This window comes from Streptomyces sp. NPDC003379, from assembly GCF_053589195.1.
Genome location: NZ_JBSFRK010000004.1, coordinates 32,360 through 46,682 on the forward strand (window position 1 = coordinate 32,360; position 14,323 = coordinate 46,682).

Genomic DNA, 14,323 nt, shown 5'->3' on the forward strand with positions numbered 1-14,323 from the left:
CGGCCGACACGGCCGACACGGCCGACACGGCCGACACGGCCGACACGGCCGACACGGCCGACACGGCCGACACGGCCGACACGGCCGACACGGCCGACACGGCCGGTCACAGCTCGCGCAGGAGCGGCAGCAGCTCCTCGGCCGTGCGGTGTACGGCAGACCGGTACTTCGGCTCCGTCAGCTCGTCGGTGGGCAGCCGGAGGATGAGGTGGCGGGCCCCCTTCTCGACGTACCGCGCCAACCAGTCGGCGACCTCGTCGCGGGTGCCGCCGAAGATGCCCTGTGTGGTGCGCATGGTGGTGAGGGGCAGGTTGTAGTAGGCGCCGAAGTACGACGACAGGGTGTCCTCCGCCCTCTGCTTCGTGTCGTCCACCGCGACGGACAGGTAGACGGCGCCGGTGACGGCGTCACCGCTCCGCCCGGCCTCGTCACGCGCCGCCGCCACCTGCCGCCAGCCCTCGCCGTACTTCTCGGGAGTGGTGGACGTGGGCATCCAGCCGTCGAGTTCGCGCCCGGCCCGCCGCAGCATCTTCGGGCCGGAGTGGGCGATCCACAGTGGCGGTCCGCCGGGCTTCCAAGTTCGCGCCGGTGATCCGGGCGCTTCAGGACGACCCACGCTTCCACCCGATCGTCATCTCGACCGGACAGCACCGGCAGATGCTCGACGAGACCCTCGACGCCTTCACCCTCAAGCCGGACATCGACCTGGAGATCATGGCGCCGAAGCAGACGCTGTCCCAGGTCACCTCCCGGTCCTTGCACGGCCTCGGCGAGGTGTTCAAGGACCTGTCGGCGGAGGCCGTCCTCGTGCACGGCGACACGGCGACCACCCTGGCCGCCGCGCTGTCCGGCTTCCATCACCAGATTCCCGTGGTCCACGTCGAAGCGGGACTGCGCAGCGGGCACCTGCGGTCGCCGTTCCCCGAGGAGGGCAACCGCAGGCTCGTGGCGCAGATCGCAGTGCTGCACCTCGCCCCCACCCCCGGCAACCGCACCAACCTGCTGCGGGAAGGGATCGCCGACGACGACATCGTGGTGACGGGCAACACCGTCATCGACGCCCTCCAGTGGGCCAGCGGACAGTCCTCCTCCTACGGTGACCCCGCGCTGGAGGACCTCGACACGGACACCCGGCGCATCGTCATCGCCTCCGCCCACCGGCGCGAGGCCTGGCCGCATCTGCCCGAGATCGCGGACGCCTTCGTCGACGTGGCGGAGGAGCCCGACGTCCGCGTCGTCGTGCCGCTGCACCGCAACCCCGCGGTGCGCAATGCCCTGCTCCCGAAGATCGGTGACCACCCGAACATCACCGTGGTCGACCCGCTGCCCTATCTGAGCTTCAGCAAGCTCATGCGGCGCGCGGACATCGTCCTGTCCGACAGCAGCGGCGCACAGGAGGAGGGTCCCGCGCTGGGCAAGCCGACGCTGGTCCTGGGGAACGTGACCGAGCGCTCCGAGGCCGTCGTGGCGGGTACCGCACGGCTGGTCGGCACGGACCGGGACGGCATCGTCGCGGCCACGACCGAACTGCTGCGCAGCCCCGAGACGTACCGCCGCATGGCCACCGCCGCCAACCCGTACGGCGACGGCCGCGCGACGGAGCGCACCGTCCAGGCCATCGCCCACTACTTCAGTGACGGCCCGGCTGCCGAGTCCTTCGCTCCGGCCGTTCCCATCGACGACCTGTCGGTGGAGCTGGCCCGGACCGCCACCCCCACCGCCGCGCCCGCCTGAGCCGTGCGTCCCGGAGCGCCCACGCCGACTGACAAGGGAAGCAGACCGTGAACGACCCCACCCTCCTCGCCCGCACCGCGGCCGAGGACCGCAACGCCGAGACTCCGCTCAACTTCTCGGGCCGGCATGTCGAGGCCACGCTGGTACGCGACGCCGAGAACTTCGTCGTGCGCGGCACCGCCATCGTCGTCAACCTGGGCGTCGACGCGGTCCCCGTCGCCGAGGAGCCACGCAAGGGCATCCCACCGCTGTCGTCCACCATCCTGCGCGACACCGTCATCGAACGAGCCGACGGCCTCGTCCTGTTGCGCACGGACGACGACGTGCCCGTGGCGCCGATCGTCGACGAACCGGGGTGGCGACTCCTCGGCGACCTGCCGGCACAGGCCGCGAAGCAGGGCCCGCAGCGGGACCCGCAGCCCGGCGAGGGAACCCCCTTCCCTCGGGACACCCCCCTGTGGCGCAGCCCGCAGGACGACGCGGGGACGATCCGCTTCGACCCCGCGTACGTCCTCAAGCAGAGCCGACTGCCGGATCGGGAGCAGGAGTTCCGGATCAAGGTGAACCTCTGGTTCGCGCCGGCGGGCACCGACTGCGCCATTCACAACCGGCATGACTTCATCGAGGTCCACACGCAGGTCCACGGGCTGGGCAGCATGCAGAAGTTCCGCGCCCAGGACCACGCGACGCTCTACGAGGACCTGCGGATGAGCCCCGGATACACCACCCCGGACCCCTTCTGCGTCCGGGAGCCCGACGGCTCGTACCGCTACCCCTGGCACCAGTACCGCGCCGACACCGACTGCGTCTGGCTCGCCGTCGAATACCACGCCACCGCCCGCTGAGACGTCCTGGAGAAGACCATGTCCCCCACCGACGCGACCCCGTTCCGCGCCCCCGAGTTCACCCCCGAGACGGTCGCCGACCAACTGCGCGACGGCTACTGGCTCGAGGCGCCCGACATCGACAACGACGGCAAGCCCGACCTGTTCGGCTACGGCCTGAGCCTGGGCGAGATCTACTGGTACCAGAACGGCGAGGAGTGGACCCGGCGACTGATCGCCGACCGGATCAAGATGCCGGTCGGCGCGGACTACGCGGACGTCAGCGGCAACGGCCACCCCGACATCATCGTCTGCTACGACCTGTACGGGCCCATCGGCACCATCTACGACGCCAACGACGCCGGCGGAAAGATCGACTGGCTGGAGAACCCCGGCAGCCCCGACAAGGACGAGTCGCGTTGGAAGCGCCACTACATTGGCCGGACCACCGGTATGCACCGGCTGCGCGTCGGCCACTTCACCCAGAACGAGCGGCTGGAGATCATCGGTCTGCCGATCGTGGCCAAGGAGGACGTCCACGCGGTGCTCCCCGTCGTGCTGTTCACGCAGCCCGACGACGTGCACGGCGCCGAGGAGTGGCCGATGACGGTCATCGACGACACCCACTTCCGGATGATCCACGGGGCGGAGAAGAAGCAGGGCCTCATCCCGGGCTCGGACCGTGACTCGCTGCTGCTCGCCTCCGACGAGGGCGTCACGTGGATGTACTGGGACGCGGACAAGCAGGAGTGGATCCGCAAGCTCATCGGCACCGGCGAGCTCACGCAGTTCGAGCAGACCGGCTTCCGGGGCAGCGGCGACCTCAACGTCGGCCGTGTGGGCGACGATCCCATGGCGTACGTCGCCGCCATCGAGCCCTTCCACGGCAACACCGTCGCCGTCTACACGAAGGCCACCGACGGGCCGGCCGACGAGGTCGAGTGGAACCGCGTCCTGCTCGACGTCTACGGCGACCCCAACGAGAACGGTGAAGGCCCCGGCCACCAGATCGTCACGGCCGACTTCGACGGCGACGGCGAGGACGAGTTCCTGGTCGCCCTGCGCGGCCCGTGGCCGTGGCAGGGGGTCATGTACTACAAGGCCGTCGACCTGAAGAACGGCATCTGGACCAAGTGGCGGGTCTCCGACGAATCCGTCGCCCGCATCGCCACCGCCGACTTCAACGGCGACGGCCGGCTCGACTTCGCCACCATCGCGTACTCGGTCCAGAACTACTACGTGGCCAAGGACGCCAAGCTCATGGTCTACCGCAACGAGATCGACATCCCGTAGCGGAGCCTTCGCTCCCCCTCCCGCGGCACCTCACGTCACACCATCCATGCTTGCACGCGACTGTAAGACGCGTTATCCAGTAAGCGGCGTTGGCCGGTATAAGGCGTGTGCAATTATTACTCCGTTGTCCGCACCCGGCGGCACACCTGACAGGAGGTTGTCCATGCCCCTCGCCCTGTTGGCCCTGGCCATCAGTTCGTTCGGGATCGGTACCACCGAATTCATCATCAACGGCCTGCTGAACGAGGTAGCCGGCGACCTGAACGTATCGATCTCGACAGCGGGCCTGCTGACGTCCGGATACGCGCTCGGCGTCGTCGTGGGCGGGCCCGCGCTCACCGCTCTCACCGCGCGCATGCCCCGCAAGGTCATCCTGCTGGCGCTGATGGCCCTGTTCATCGCGGGCAGCCTGCTGTCCGCCGTCGCGCAGAGCTACGAGCTGCTGATGTTCGGACGCATCGTGTCCGCCTTCGCACACGGCGCGTTCTTCGGCGTCAGCACCGTGGTCGCGGCCGACATGGTCGAACCGGCCAAGCGGGCCCGCGCCATCTCCCTGATGTTCACCGGTCTCACCCTGGCCAATGTGCTCGGCGTGCCCATGGGCACCCTGCTCGGCCAGCAGTTCGGCTGGCGGTCCACCTTCTGGGTGGTCGCCGCCCTCGGCCTCATCGGCTTCATCGGCATCGCCCTGCTGGTGCCGTACTCCCCGGCCGACCCCACGGAGCGACTGCGCGGACAGCTCGCCGCCTTTCGGCGTCCGCAGGTGTGGCTGGCCTTCGGCATCACCGCCATCGGCATCAGCGGTCTGCACGCCTCTTTCACCTACGTCACTCCGCTGATGACCGAGGTCGCCGGCTACAGCTCCGGGGCCATCAGCTGGCTGCTCGTCCTGTTCGGCATCGGCCTGGTGGTCGGCAACCTGCTCGGTGGCAAGGCCGCCGACCGGGCCCTGATGCCCACCATCCTGGTGGTGCTCGCCGGACTCGCGGCGACGCTGGCCCTGTTCACGCTCACCTCGCACAACCGGCCCGCCGCGGCCGCGACCCTCGCACTGCTCGGCGGCGTGGGCTTCGCGACGCTCTCACCGCTGCAGATGTACATCATCAAGCAGGCGGGGGGCGCCAACGCCCTGGTCTCGTCGGCCAACATCGCCGCGTTCAACATCGGTGTGGCACTCGGCGCGTGGGTCGGCGGCCTGACCATCAGCGCCGGCCTGGGATACGCCTCGGTGAACGGCGTCGGCGCCCTCCTCACCACCGGCGGTCTGCTGCTTGCCTTCCTCGCCGCGGCCCTCGGCCGCCGCAGCCCGGCCACCACCCCGGCCACCGCCCCCGCCACGGAACCAGCCACCGCCACCGCGTCCAACTAGGCACAGCGGGGGCCGAGTTCCCAACCCCTGACAGAACCCTGGCAGAACCCTGGCAGAAGGAGACGGAGCAGAGGAGAACCCGTTCCCTCTGCTCGTCCCGTCCATCGCGTATCGCCGCACGGCGGCAGGAGAACTGGAGACGACCCGTGGGGTCCAACTTGCAGAAACGGCTGCCCTCACTGACGGGGATGCGCTTCATCGCGGCTTTGCTCGTCTTCCTCGCCCATATCTCCATCGAGAACCTCTGGGACGAGCCCGAGGTCAACGACTCGCTGACGCACACCGTCAACCGCCTGGGCTGGGTCGGCGTCGGCTTCTTCTTCATCCTCAGCGGCTTCGTTCTCACCTGGTCCGCGCGGCCGCAGGACACGACACGGTCCGCGCCTTCTGGCGCCGACGGCTGATGAAGATCTACCCGAACCACCTGGTCACCCTGGTGATCGGCGCCCTGCTCCTGCTGTGGAGCGGGCAGGCGCTCAACTGGGGCAACACCGTGCCCGGCGCACTGCTCATCCAGTCGTGGTTCCCCAGCCCGAACGTCTTCTCCAGCACCAACCGCCCCGCCTGGTCGCTGGCCTGTGAAGCGCTCTTCTACCTGTCCTTCCCCCTCCTGCACCGGCTCATCCTGCGCATTCCCCGCAACCGCCTGTGGGCGTGGACGGCCGGAGTCCTGGCCGCCGTCGTGCTGGTGCCGGTCTGCGTCCAGCTCTTCGTCCCCGAGCGGCCGCTGGCTCCGTGGGCGGACATCCCGCTGCGGCAGTCCTACGTCGTCTACAACCTCCCGCCCGTCAGGATGCTGGACTTCACCCTCGGCATCCTGCTGGCCCGCCTGGTGCGCACCGGCCAGTGGCTCCCCGTCCGGCTCTCCGCGGCCATCCCGCTGCTCGCGGCGTCCTGCGTCGCCGTCATGTTCGTACCGGCGATCTACGGCATGCTCGCCGTGACCGTCGTACCGCTCATGCTCGTCATCGCCGCGGGTGCCCAGGCGGACGTGGACGGCGCCCGGTCCCCGTTCCGCGGACGGGTCATGATCTGGCTCGGTGAGGTCTCCTTCGCCTTCTAAATGGTCCATGACCTCGTCCTGCACTACGGCCACGAACTCATCGGAGCCGAACAGACCTGGTCGACTCCGGGCGCCATCGGGATATCCGTCCTGTTCGCCGCCGCCAGCCTGTTCTTCGCCTGGCTGCTCTTCACCCTGGTGGAGCGGCCCGCCATGACCCGCTGGGGACGCTCGTCCCGCCCCGCCGGGACGCCGCGCCCGCGGCCGACCGACGTACCGGTACTCCCCGTGGTCCCGCCACAGGCCGAGCGGGAGAAGTCACCCGTCGACCAGTGAGCCCAAGAACCGGCCCGCCTCACGCATCCCCTGGCTGAGGCGGGCCGAGCGGGGGCCGGCGCCCAACACCGTCGGCCTCCGCATGCCCACACTCCGCAGGCCCACCTCCCGCCGAGCGCCGGACATCCGCCCTTCTGCGTCGTGCTCGGCCCCGATCACGTGGGCAAGTCGACCGCCCTCGACCACCTCGGCAGGTCCGCGCCCCCCTGGCGGCTGCTCTCCGTCGACGACGGCCGCCTGGCCCCCGAGCACAGCCTGATCGGCCGGCTGCGCAGGAACGTCGTCAAGGACGTCGCGCCCCACCCGGACGCCTGGTCCCCGGAGGCCAGGACCTGCCGCGCGGTGCCTACTTCCCGTGGGGCACCGGACCCCACCGGTGCGTCGGGGAGCACCTCGCCGAGACCACGATGACGGTGGCCCTCGGCTCCCGGAACCAGCGTGGCAGCACTATCTGCCCTTCGTCCGGCAGCGAGGCATAGCCCTGTGGCACAGGGGTACTGCGGGCGGGGTCACCCCGACGAATGTCCGACGAACGCTTGCAGGAAGGGCTCAGCCATGGCTGTTTTCGTAAGGGACGTCATGACGCCGGGCGTCGTGGCGGTACGCCCCGACGCTTCTCTCGTCGAAGCGGCGCAGCTCATGCGCGCCCAGGACATCGGGGACGTGCTCGTCGCCACGGACGGTCAGGTCGTCGGTGTGCTCACCGACCGGGACATCGCGTTGCGTGCCGTGGCCGACGGGGCCGATCCGCTGACCGTCAGCGCACAGGCCGTGTGCACGCCCAACCCCGTCGTGGTGGCGCCGGACGACGCCGTGTCGGACGCGGTCGGTCTGATGCGCGACCACGCGGTCCGCAGGCTGCCCGTCGTCGAGGACGGCCACCCGGTGGGAATGGTGAGCCTCGGCGATCTGGCGCTCTCCCAGGACCCGTCGTCCGCCCTCGCCGACATCAGCCGCGCCGATCCGGACAGCTGGCCGGGCATCCATCAGGCCTGAGTCACCCGGTCGGCCCCGCCTCGCCGTGACACCGTCCCCTGTGGATCAGGCCGGTGTCACGGCGAGGCGGCCAGCCGCAGCGGCGTGGAGTCGTCGCGCGTGCCGTCACCGTCGCCGTCGCCATCGGCGGCGTTCGCTTCTTCCCTGGTCCACCACGCCGCGTCGCCGTCCTCGATGTAGCGCAGCAGGATGCCCTCCCGCAGCGCCCACGGGCTGACCGTCAGGGTTTCGATGCCGGTCAGCTTCATCGCCGTGTGGGCCACCACCGCGCCTGCCAGGCACTGTCCCGCCCGGGCCGCCGAGATCCCCGGCAGCTGCGCCCGCCGGTCGGCGGGCAGAAGCGCGAGTTCCTTGAGCGCCGCGCCCAGTTCGACGCGGCCCAGCTCCCGCTGGACGAAGGGGCCGTAGCGCCCGGGCGCGGCGCCGCACAACCGGGCGAGCTGCTGGAACGTACGCGAGGTGGCGACGGCGGTGTGCGGCATCTCCCAGCGGATCCGGGCGGCCACGTCCCGCAGCTGGTGGCGGACCTGGCGGCGTACGGCCTTGATGTCCCGTTCGCGCGGCGGGTCCTGCCCGTCGAAGAAGTCCCGCGTGAGGCGGCCCGCGCCCAGCGGCAGCGACGCCGCGTAGTCGGGCAGGCGGCTGCGGCCGAAGGCCACCTCGAACGTGCCGCCGCCGATGTCGAAGAGCACCAGCGGTCCGGCGCGCCAGCCCATCCACCGCCGGGCGGCGAGGAACGTCAGCTCCGCCTCGGCCTCACCGGTCAGGGTGCGCAGCCGCAGCCCCGTCCCGGCCTCCACGGCGTCGAGCACCTCGGCCCGGTTCGGGGCGTCGCGCACGATCGACGTGGCGAAGGCGAACGGCTCCGCCACTCCCCACCGCCGCGCCTGCGCCCGTACGTCCCGCACCGCGTCGACCAGCCTCTGTACGGGTTCGTCGCCGAGACGCCCGTCGCGGTCCACGTCCTGGGCGAGCCGCAGCCGGCGCTTCACCGTATGGACGGGCAGCGGCACCTGCCCGTCCGCGTCCGCGACCACGAGCCGCACCGTGTTCGACCCCACGTCCACCACGCCAACTCTCATGGCAGATCCGGTACCCCGATGCGCACGAAAGGAATCGGCCGCCGCCCGCGCCGTGCCCGCCGTTCTCACACCCGGCGGCCGACCAGGCTCAGCAGCCTGGTCTGCGCGTCGGCGTCCGGCGGCGGCTCCACCGGGGGGTCGAACAGACCGCTCTTCGCCAGTTCCGCCGCGTACGGCGAGATCTCCCGTACGGCGAAGTCGACGAGCTCGTCGGGCAGCGTCTCGTCGGCGCCGATCGCCCGGGACAGGTCCCAGGCGTGGACGACCAGGTCGGTGGTCATCTGGCCGCAGTAGAAGGTGGCGGGGCTCTCGCCGGAGGTGAGGTGGACGGTGCGGTCCAGGGCGCCCGGCTCGCGGAACGCGGCGCGGGAGGCGGCGGCCGCGGTGTCCCAGGAGACGGCCGGATCGGGGCCGAGCAGATCGCCGTCGAAGGTGTCGCCGACGGCTTCGACGGTGGCGCCGTCGCGGACCAGCGGCGGCACCCACAGCTGCTCGGACGTGAGGTGGTTGACCAGCTCGCGCACGGTCCAGTCGGTGCACGGCGTGGGCGCGTCCCACTGGTCGGCGCGGACGGCGTGCACCCGGTCGGTGAAGAGGTCGAGCGCCTGGCCGTGCCGGTCGAGCAGGGGCGGGGCGGTGCTGTCCGTCATGAGTCCGCGCTTCCCCTCTCCCGTGCGCCCGTACGGGTCCGCCCGGGGGCGATCGACCTGCGCGGGTGGCGGCGCACGTACTCGCCCTCCAGCTCCGCCATCCGCTCGCCGTGGGTCCGCAGGGCGTCGTCCGAGCCGTGCAGCAGGGTGGTGTGCCGGGTCCGGTGGATCGCCTCCAGCTCCTTGATGAGCTGCTGGTCGTCCAGCTGGCCCGGGTCGACTCCGTTGCTCATGGATCGCTCCTTGTCGCGTCGCTCCGGTGCCCCCCGGGTACCCGCTCGGCGCGTACTACCCCAGCATGCACCGCGTCCGCTCCGGCCGCGCGGCGCGAAGGCCGCGGCCGACGCAAGGCCGCGGCTACCGCTTGCGCTCCACGCGGCGCTCGTCCCAGACCGGCTCGGGGGTCTCCCGGACCCGGCCGTCGCTGCCGAAGACCAGATAGCGGTCGAAGGAGCGGGCGAACCAGCGGTCGTGGGTGACGGCGAGGACCGTGCCCTGGAAGGCTTCGAGACCTTCCTGCAGGGCTTCGGCCGACTCCAGGTCGAGGTTGTCGGTGGGCTCGTCCAGGAGCAGGGCCGTGCAGCCCTCCAGCTCCAGGAGCAGGATCTGGAAGCGGGCCTGCTGGCCGCCGGAGAGGCGCTCGAAGTTCTGCTCGGCCTGGCCGGTCAGCTCGTAGCGCCGCAGCCGGGACATGGCGGCGCCGCGGTCCTGCGCGTGCTCGCGCCACAGGATGTCCAGGAGGGGGCGGCCGGTCAGCTCGGGGTGGGCGTGGGTCTGCGCGAAGTGGCCGGGCACAACGCGCGCGCCGAGCTTCCAGGCGCCGGTGTGCGCCACGTCCTCGCCCGCCAACAGGCGCAGAAAGTGCGACTTGCCCGAGCCGTTCGAACCGAGGACGGCGACCCGCTCGCCGTAGAAGACCTCCAGGTCGAAGGGTTTCATCAGACCGGTGAGTTCGAGCGCCTCGCAGGTGACGGCCCGTACGCCCGTGCGGCCACCGTGCAGGCGCATGGTGATGTCCTGCTCGCGCGGCGGCTCGGGCGGCGGGCCCGCCTCCTCGAACTTGCGGAGCCTGGTCTGCGCCGCGTGGTACCGGGACGCCATTTCATGGCTGACCTCGGCGGCTTGGCGCAGTGTGCGTACCAGCTTCTTCAGCTGCTCGTGCTTCTCGTCCCAGCGGCGGCGCAGCTCCTCGAAGCGGGCGAAGCGCTCCTTGCGGGCCTCGTGGAACGTGCCGAAGCCGCCGCCGTGCATCCACGCGTCGGCGCCCCCGGGGCTCTGCTCGACGCTGACGATCTTCTCGGCGGCGCGGGCGAGCAGCTCCCGGTCGTGGGAGACGAACAGGACGGTCTTGCGGGTCTCCTTGAGCCGCTCCTCCAGCCAGCGCTTGCCGGGCACGTCGAGGTAGTTGTCCGGCTCGTCGAGGAGCAGCACCTCGTCGGAGCCGCGCAGCAGTGCCTCAAGGACGAGCCGCTTCTGTTCGCCGCCGGAGAGCGTGCGGACCTCGCGGAACTGGGCCTTGTCGTAGGGGACGCCGAGCGCGGCGGTGGTGCAGATGTCCCACAGCGTCTCGGCCTCGTAGCCCTGGACCTCCGCCCAGTCGGAGAGCGCCTGCGCATACTGCATCTGCGCGGCCTCGTCGTCGACCGTCATGATGGCGTGCTCGGCGGCGTCCACGGCCTTCGCGGCCGCCCGGATCCTCGGGTGGGAGACGGAGACGAGCAGGTCGCGCACGGTGCTCTCGTCGCGTACGGAGCCGACGAACTGCGGCATCACGCCGAGGCCGCCGCTCACCGTGACGCTGCCGCCGTCCGGCTGGAGCTCGCCGGAGATCATGCGGAGCAGCGTGGTCTTGCCCGCGCCGTTCGCCCCGACCAGGGCGACCACCGAGCCCTCGCCGACCCGGAAGGAGACATCACCGAGCAGCGCCCGCCCGTCCGGCAAGTAGTACTCGAGGTGCGCGGCTTCCAGATGTCCCATGGGCGGGATTCTCCGTGTCCGGCCGCCGCCACGGCAAACCGGTTTCCCCGGCGGTAGTGGCCGCGACCGCCCCGGGTACCTGGAGCGTATGACCACAGACGTCTCCGTCACATGTCAGGACGGCCTGCGGGCCCGGCTGCTCGCCCTCGACTGCCGGGTCTTCGACGCCGTCGCCTCCCGGCACTGGCCGGGCGCGGACCGCCTCCTGCCCCGGCTGAGCCGCGGCGCCAACCACGGGCTGCTCTGGTTCGGCACGGCGGCGGTGATCGCGGCGACCGGCACGCCGAGGGCCCGCCGCGCCGCCGTGCGCGGGGTCGCCTCGCTCGCGGTGGCCTCCGCGACCATCAACACGCTCGGCAAGCGCTCGGTGCGGCGTGCCCGGCCGCTGCTCGACTCGGTGCCGCTGATCCGGCAGCTGAAGCGGCAGCCCATCACCACGTCGTTCCCCTCGGGGCACTCCGCTTCCGCCGCGGCCTTCGCCACGGGGGTGGCGCTGGAGTCGCGGGGCTGGGGCGCCGGGGTCGCGCCCGTCGCGGGCGCGGTGGCGCTGTCCCGCGTCTACACCGGTGTGCACTTCCCGAGCGACGTCCTCGCGGGCGCGGCCCTCGGCGCGGGCGCCGCCTTCGCGGTACGCGGCCTCGCGCCGACCCGCGCCCAGCTGCCGGCGCCGGGCAGGCCGCGCGCCGACGCCCCGGCGCTGCCGGGCGGCGAGGGCCTGGTCCTGGTCGCCGAGTCCGCGCCGCGCACCGCCGAACGTACGAAGGCCCTGCGCGCCGCCCTCCCTCTGGCGGAGGTCATCACCTGCGAACGAGCCGAACTGTCCGCCGAGCTGGAGAAGGCGGCGGCCCGCGCGCGGGCACTCGGGGTATGCGGCGGCGACGGCACCGTCAATGCCGCGGCCGACACCGCCCTGCGCCACGGCCTGCCACTCGCGGTGCTGCCGGGCGCCACCCTCGGTCACTTCGCGTACGACATCGGCGTCGAGGAGACACGCGACATGTGCCGCGCCGTGGAGGAGGGCGCCGCGGTCTCGGTGGACGTGGGCCGCTTCAGCTCACCGGACGACGGCGCCGCCGGGGGCCGGGTCGAGGGGATCTTTCTCAACACCTTCGGTCTCGGCGTGCGCCCGGAGCTCGTCCGGCGGCGGGAGCGCTGGGCCCATCGTCTGGGTGAGAGGCCCGCGGCCGTTCTCGCCGCCGTCGCCGCCCTGCGGGCGCCGGGGTCGGTGCCGGAGCCGATGAGTGCCGTGGTCCGGGGCCGCAGGCGGGCGGTGTGGCTGCTCGTGGTGGGGAACGGGACGTATCACCGGTTCGGGCTCGGGCCGGGGCGCCGGCTCGATCTGGCGGACGGGCTGCTGGATGTGCGCGTCGTGCACGGCGGACGCAAGCCGGGCGCGCGGCTGCTCGCGGCCGCGCTGGCCGGTCCCGCGGCGGTGCGGCTGCGCAGTCTGCGGGTGGACGACGTCGGACCCGGCACGGTGGCCGCGTACGACGGTGAAGTCATCGGTGTGCAGGGCGCGTTGGTCATCGACAAGCTGCCGGAGGCGCTCACCGTGTACCGCCCGCTCCCGGCCGCCGACTGACCACAGGAGTGACCATGGGAGCGACCACAGGAATGACCAGATACTGATACGCGGGTCTCATTATTCGGCATGGCGGCGTACGGTTCGGCGTACCTCAGCACATACGCAGCGCACCTGGAGGAGTTCGCGCCATGCCGAAGGAGACCGCCGTCTACACGCACGGGCACCATGAGTCCGTGCTGCGTTCCCACACCTGGCGCACCGCCGCCAACTCGGCCGCGTACCTCCTCGGTTCGCTGAAGCCGCACATGAAGGTCCTCGACATCGGCTGCGGCCCCGGCACCATCACCGCGGACCTGGCGGAGCTGGTCCCGGACGGCCATGTCACGGGCGTCGACCACGCGCCGGACATCCTCGGCACGGCGCGCGCCACGGCCGCCGGACGCGGCCTGGGGAATGTCGATTTCGCCGTCGCCGATGTGCACGACCTCGACTACCCCGACGACACCTTCTGCGTCGTCCACGCCCATCAGGTCCTCCAGCACGTGGGCGACCCGGTGCGGGCGCTGCGCGAGATGCGGCGGGTCTGCAAGCCGGGTGGCGTCATCGCGGTCCGCGACGCGGACTACTCGGCGATGACCTGGTACCCGAACGTGCCGGGCATGGACGACTGGCTGGACCTCTACCTCCGGGTGGCCCGCGCCAACGGCGGCGAGCCCGACGCGGGGCGCCGCCTCAGGTCCTGGGCCCTGGAGGCCGGTTTCACGGACGTCACCGCGAGCGCCGGCACCTGGTGCTACGCCTCCGAGGAGGAGCGCGCCTGGTGGAGCGGGATGTGGGCGGACCGCACGGTCGCCTCCTCCTACGCCGAGCGGGCGGTGACGGGCGGGCACGCGGACGCGGAGCAGCTGGCGGCCGTCGCGGCGGCGTGGCGGGCGTGGGGCGGCCACGAGGACGGGTGGTTCGTGGTGCTGCACGGCGAGCTGCTCTGCCGGAAACAGCACGCCCCTTTTCCCCGACCGACGGCGTAAACACGCGGGTTGGGGTCACTCGGTCAGCAGGAGGTACACACTATGGTTCCCATTCTGCTGGTCCTTCTGCTGGCCCTTCTCCTCTTCGGAGCGGGCTTCGCCGTGAAGGTTCTCTGGTGGATCGCCATTGCCGTGCTCGTCGTCTGGCTGCTCGGATTCCTGATGCGCAGCACGTCGGCCACGGGCACGAGGTCCCGCTGGTACCGGTGGTGACCGGCCCCTGAGCGCCGGGTGAGCACTACTCCCTGGGAAGCAGGGGGCCCAGCGGCCCGAGGTCCAGATTCAGGTCCTCGGGCCGCAGCCCGTACCGCCCCCTCAGCTCCGCCATCCGGTCCTCCAGCAGCATGAGCGTCAGCCCGATACGCTCCTCCTGCTCCTCGGTCAGATCGCCGGTGTCGAAGCGGCGCACGGCCTGGCGCTCCATGAGCTGGCGCAGGAGTTCGACGATGGTCAGGACCAGTTTCACCAGGTCCCGCTCCACGGTGTCGGGGTCGAGGTCCATGCGG

At 71.5% G+C, this 14,323-nt stretch carries 18 protein-coding genes; 12 read left to right on the plus strand and 6 right to left on the minus strand.

All coding sequences use genetic code 11. From position 1 onward, the window contains the following. Positions 1-106: 106 nt before the first annotated feature. Positions 107-616, minus strand: a complete 510-nt coding sequence (locus ACWDVB_RS05145) for an LLM class flavin-dependent oxidoreductase (RefSeq protein ID WP_451514243.1) — start codon at positions 614-616, stop codon at positions 107-109. On the opposite strand from ACWDVB_RS05145, the gene wecB reads away from it, so the two are divergent. From wecB to ACWDVB_RS05190, 9 genes are all read left to right on the plus strand, one after another. Then, on the plus strand, positions 589-1,734 hold the full coding sequence (gene wecB, locus ACWDVB_RS05150; protein ID WP_451514242.1) for a non-hydrolyzing UDP-N-acetylglucosamine 2-epimerase: 1,146 nt from the start codon (positions 589-591) through the stop codon (positions 1,732-1,734). The genes ACWDVB_RS05145 and wecB overlap by 28 nt on opposite strands. A gap of 47 nt (positions 1,735-1,781) precedes the next feature. Further along, positions 1,782-2,579: a hypothetical protein gene (locus ACWDVB_RS05155; RefSeq protein WP_451514241.1), complete on the plus strand. Its 798-nt coding sequence runs from the start codon at positions 1,782-1,784 to the stop codon at positions 2,577-2,579. An 18-nt stretch (positions 2,580-2,597) separates the two neighbouring features. Beyond that, positions 2,598-3,851: an FG-GAP repeat domain-containing protein gene (locus tag ACWDVB_RS05160; protein ID WP_451514240.1), complete on the plus strand. Its 1,254-nt coding sequence runs from the start codon at positions 2,598-2,600 to the stop codon at positions 3,849-3,851. Between the two features lie 163 nt (positions 3,852-4,014). Continuing rightward, complete coding sequence (locus ACWDVB_RS05165) at positions 4,015-5,220, plus strand: MFS transporter (protein WP_451514239.1); 1,206 nt, start codon at positions 4,015-4,017, stop codon at positions 5,218-5,220. 146 nt (positions 5,221-5,366) lie between these two features. Further along, positions 5,367-5,624 (plus strand): acyltransferase family protein, encoded by a 258-nt coding sequence (locus ACWDVB_RS05170; RefSeq protein ID WP_451514238.1) that lies wholly within the window; start codon positions 5,367-5,369, stop codon positions 5,622-5,624. Further along, the gene (locus tag ACWDVB_RS05175) at positions 5,624-6,283 is read left to right on the plus strand and encodes an acyltransferase family protein (RefSeq protein WP_451514237.1); all 660 of its coding nucleotides are present in this window, start codon (positions 5,624-5,626) and stop codon (positions 6,281-6,283) included. Before ACWDVB_RS05170 ends, ACWDVB_RS05175 begins: the two co-directional genes overlap by 1 nt. Continuing rightward, on the plus strand, positions 6,284-6,559 hold the full coding sequence (locus ACWDVB_RS05180; protein ID WP_451514236.1) for a hypothetical protein: 276 nt from the start codon (positions 6,284-6,286) through the stop codon (positions 6,557-6,559). A 332-nt stretch (positions 6,560-6,891) separates the two neighbouring features. After that, on the plus strand, positions 6,892-7,038 hold the full coding sequence (locus ACWDVB_RS05185) for a cytochrome P450 (protein ID WP_451611944.1): 147 nt from the start codon (positions 6,892-6,894) through the stop codon (positions 7,036-7,038). Between the two features lie 76 nt (positions 7,039-7,114). After that, complete coding sequence (locus ACWDVB_RS05190) at positions 7,115-7,555, plus strand: CBS domain-containing protein (RefSeq protein ID WP_451514235.1); 441 nt, start codon at positions 7,115-7,117, stop codon at positions 7,553-7,555. A gap of 56 nt (positions 7,556-7,611) precedes the next feature. Here ACWDVB_RS05190 and ACWDVB_RS05195 read toward each other — a convergent pair whose 3' ends face one another. From ACWDVB_RS05195 to ACWDVB_RS05210, 4 genes are all read right to left on the minus strand, one after another. Next, positions 7,612-8,637 (minus strand): Ppx/GppA phosphatase family protein, encoded by a 1,026-nt coding sequence (locus ACWDVB_RS05195; protein WP_451514234.1) that lies wholly within the window; start codon positions 8,635-8,637, stop codon positions 7,612-7,614. A 65-nt stretch (positions 8,638-8,702) separates the two neighbouring features. Then, on the minus strand, positions 8,703-9,287 hold the full coding sequence (locus ACWDVB_RS05200; RefSeq protein WP_451514233.1) for a TIGR03086 family metal-binding protein: 585 nt from the start codon (positions 9,285-9,287) through the stop codon (positions 8,703-8,705). Continuing rightward, the gene (locus ACWDVB_RS05205; protein ID WP_451514232.1) at positions 9,284-9,520 is read right to left on the minus strand and encodes a DUF6158 family protein; all 237 of its coding nucleotides are present in this window, start codon (positions 9,518-9,520) and stop codon (positions 9,284-9,286) included. Before ACWDVB_RS05205 ends, ACWDVB_RS05200 begins: the two co-directional genes overlap by 4 nt. A 124-nt stretch (positions 9,521-9,644) precedes the next feature. After that, the gene (locus ACWDVB_RS05210) at positions 9,645-11,264 is read right to left on the minus strand and encodes an ABC-F family ATP-binding cassette domain-containing protein (protein ID WP_451514231.1); all 1,620 of its coding nucleotides are present in this window, start codon (positions 11,262-11,264) and stop codon (positions 9,645-9,647) included. A gap of 88 nt (positions 11,265-11,352) precedes the next feature. Between ACWDVB_RS05210 and ACWDVB_RS05215 the strand changes: the two genes are divergently transcribed. From ACWDVB_RS05215 to ACWDVB_RS05225, 3 genes are all read left to right on the plus strand, one after another. Beyond that, entirely contained in the window at positions 11,353-12,846 is a 1,494-nt protein-coding gene (locus ACWDVB_RS05215; RefSeq protein ID WP_451514230.1) for a phosphatase PAP2 family protein, read from the plus strand. Positions 12,847-12,977: 131 nt separating this feature from the next. Next, positions 12,978-13,817, plus strand: a complete 840-nt coding sequence (locus tag ACWDVB_RS05220; protein WP_451514229.1) for a class I SAM-dependent methyltransferase — start codon at positions 12,978-12,980, stop codon at positions 13,815-13,817. A 42-nt stretch (positions 13,818-13,859) separates the two neighbouring features. Further along, positions 13,860-14,030: a hydrophobic protein gene (locus ACWDVB_RS05225; RefSeq protein ID WP_451514228.1), complete on the plus strand. Its 171-nt coding sequence runs from the start codon at positions 13,860-13,862 to the stop codon at positions 14,028-14,030. Positions 14,031-14,055: 25 nt separating this feature from the next. On the opposite strand, the gene ACWDVB_RS05230 is transcribed toward ACWDVB_RS05225, so the two are convergent. Then, complete coding sequence (locus ACWDVB_RS05230) at positions 14,056-14,319, minus strand: gas vesicle protein K (protein WP_451514281.1); 264 nt, start codon at positions 14,317-14,319, stop codon at positions 14,056-14,058. Positions 14,320-14,323 lie beyond the last annotated feature (4 nt).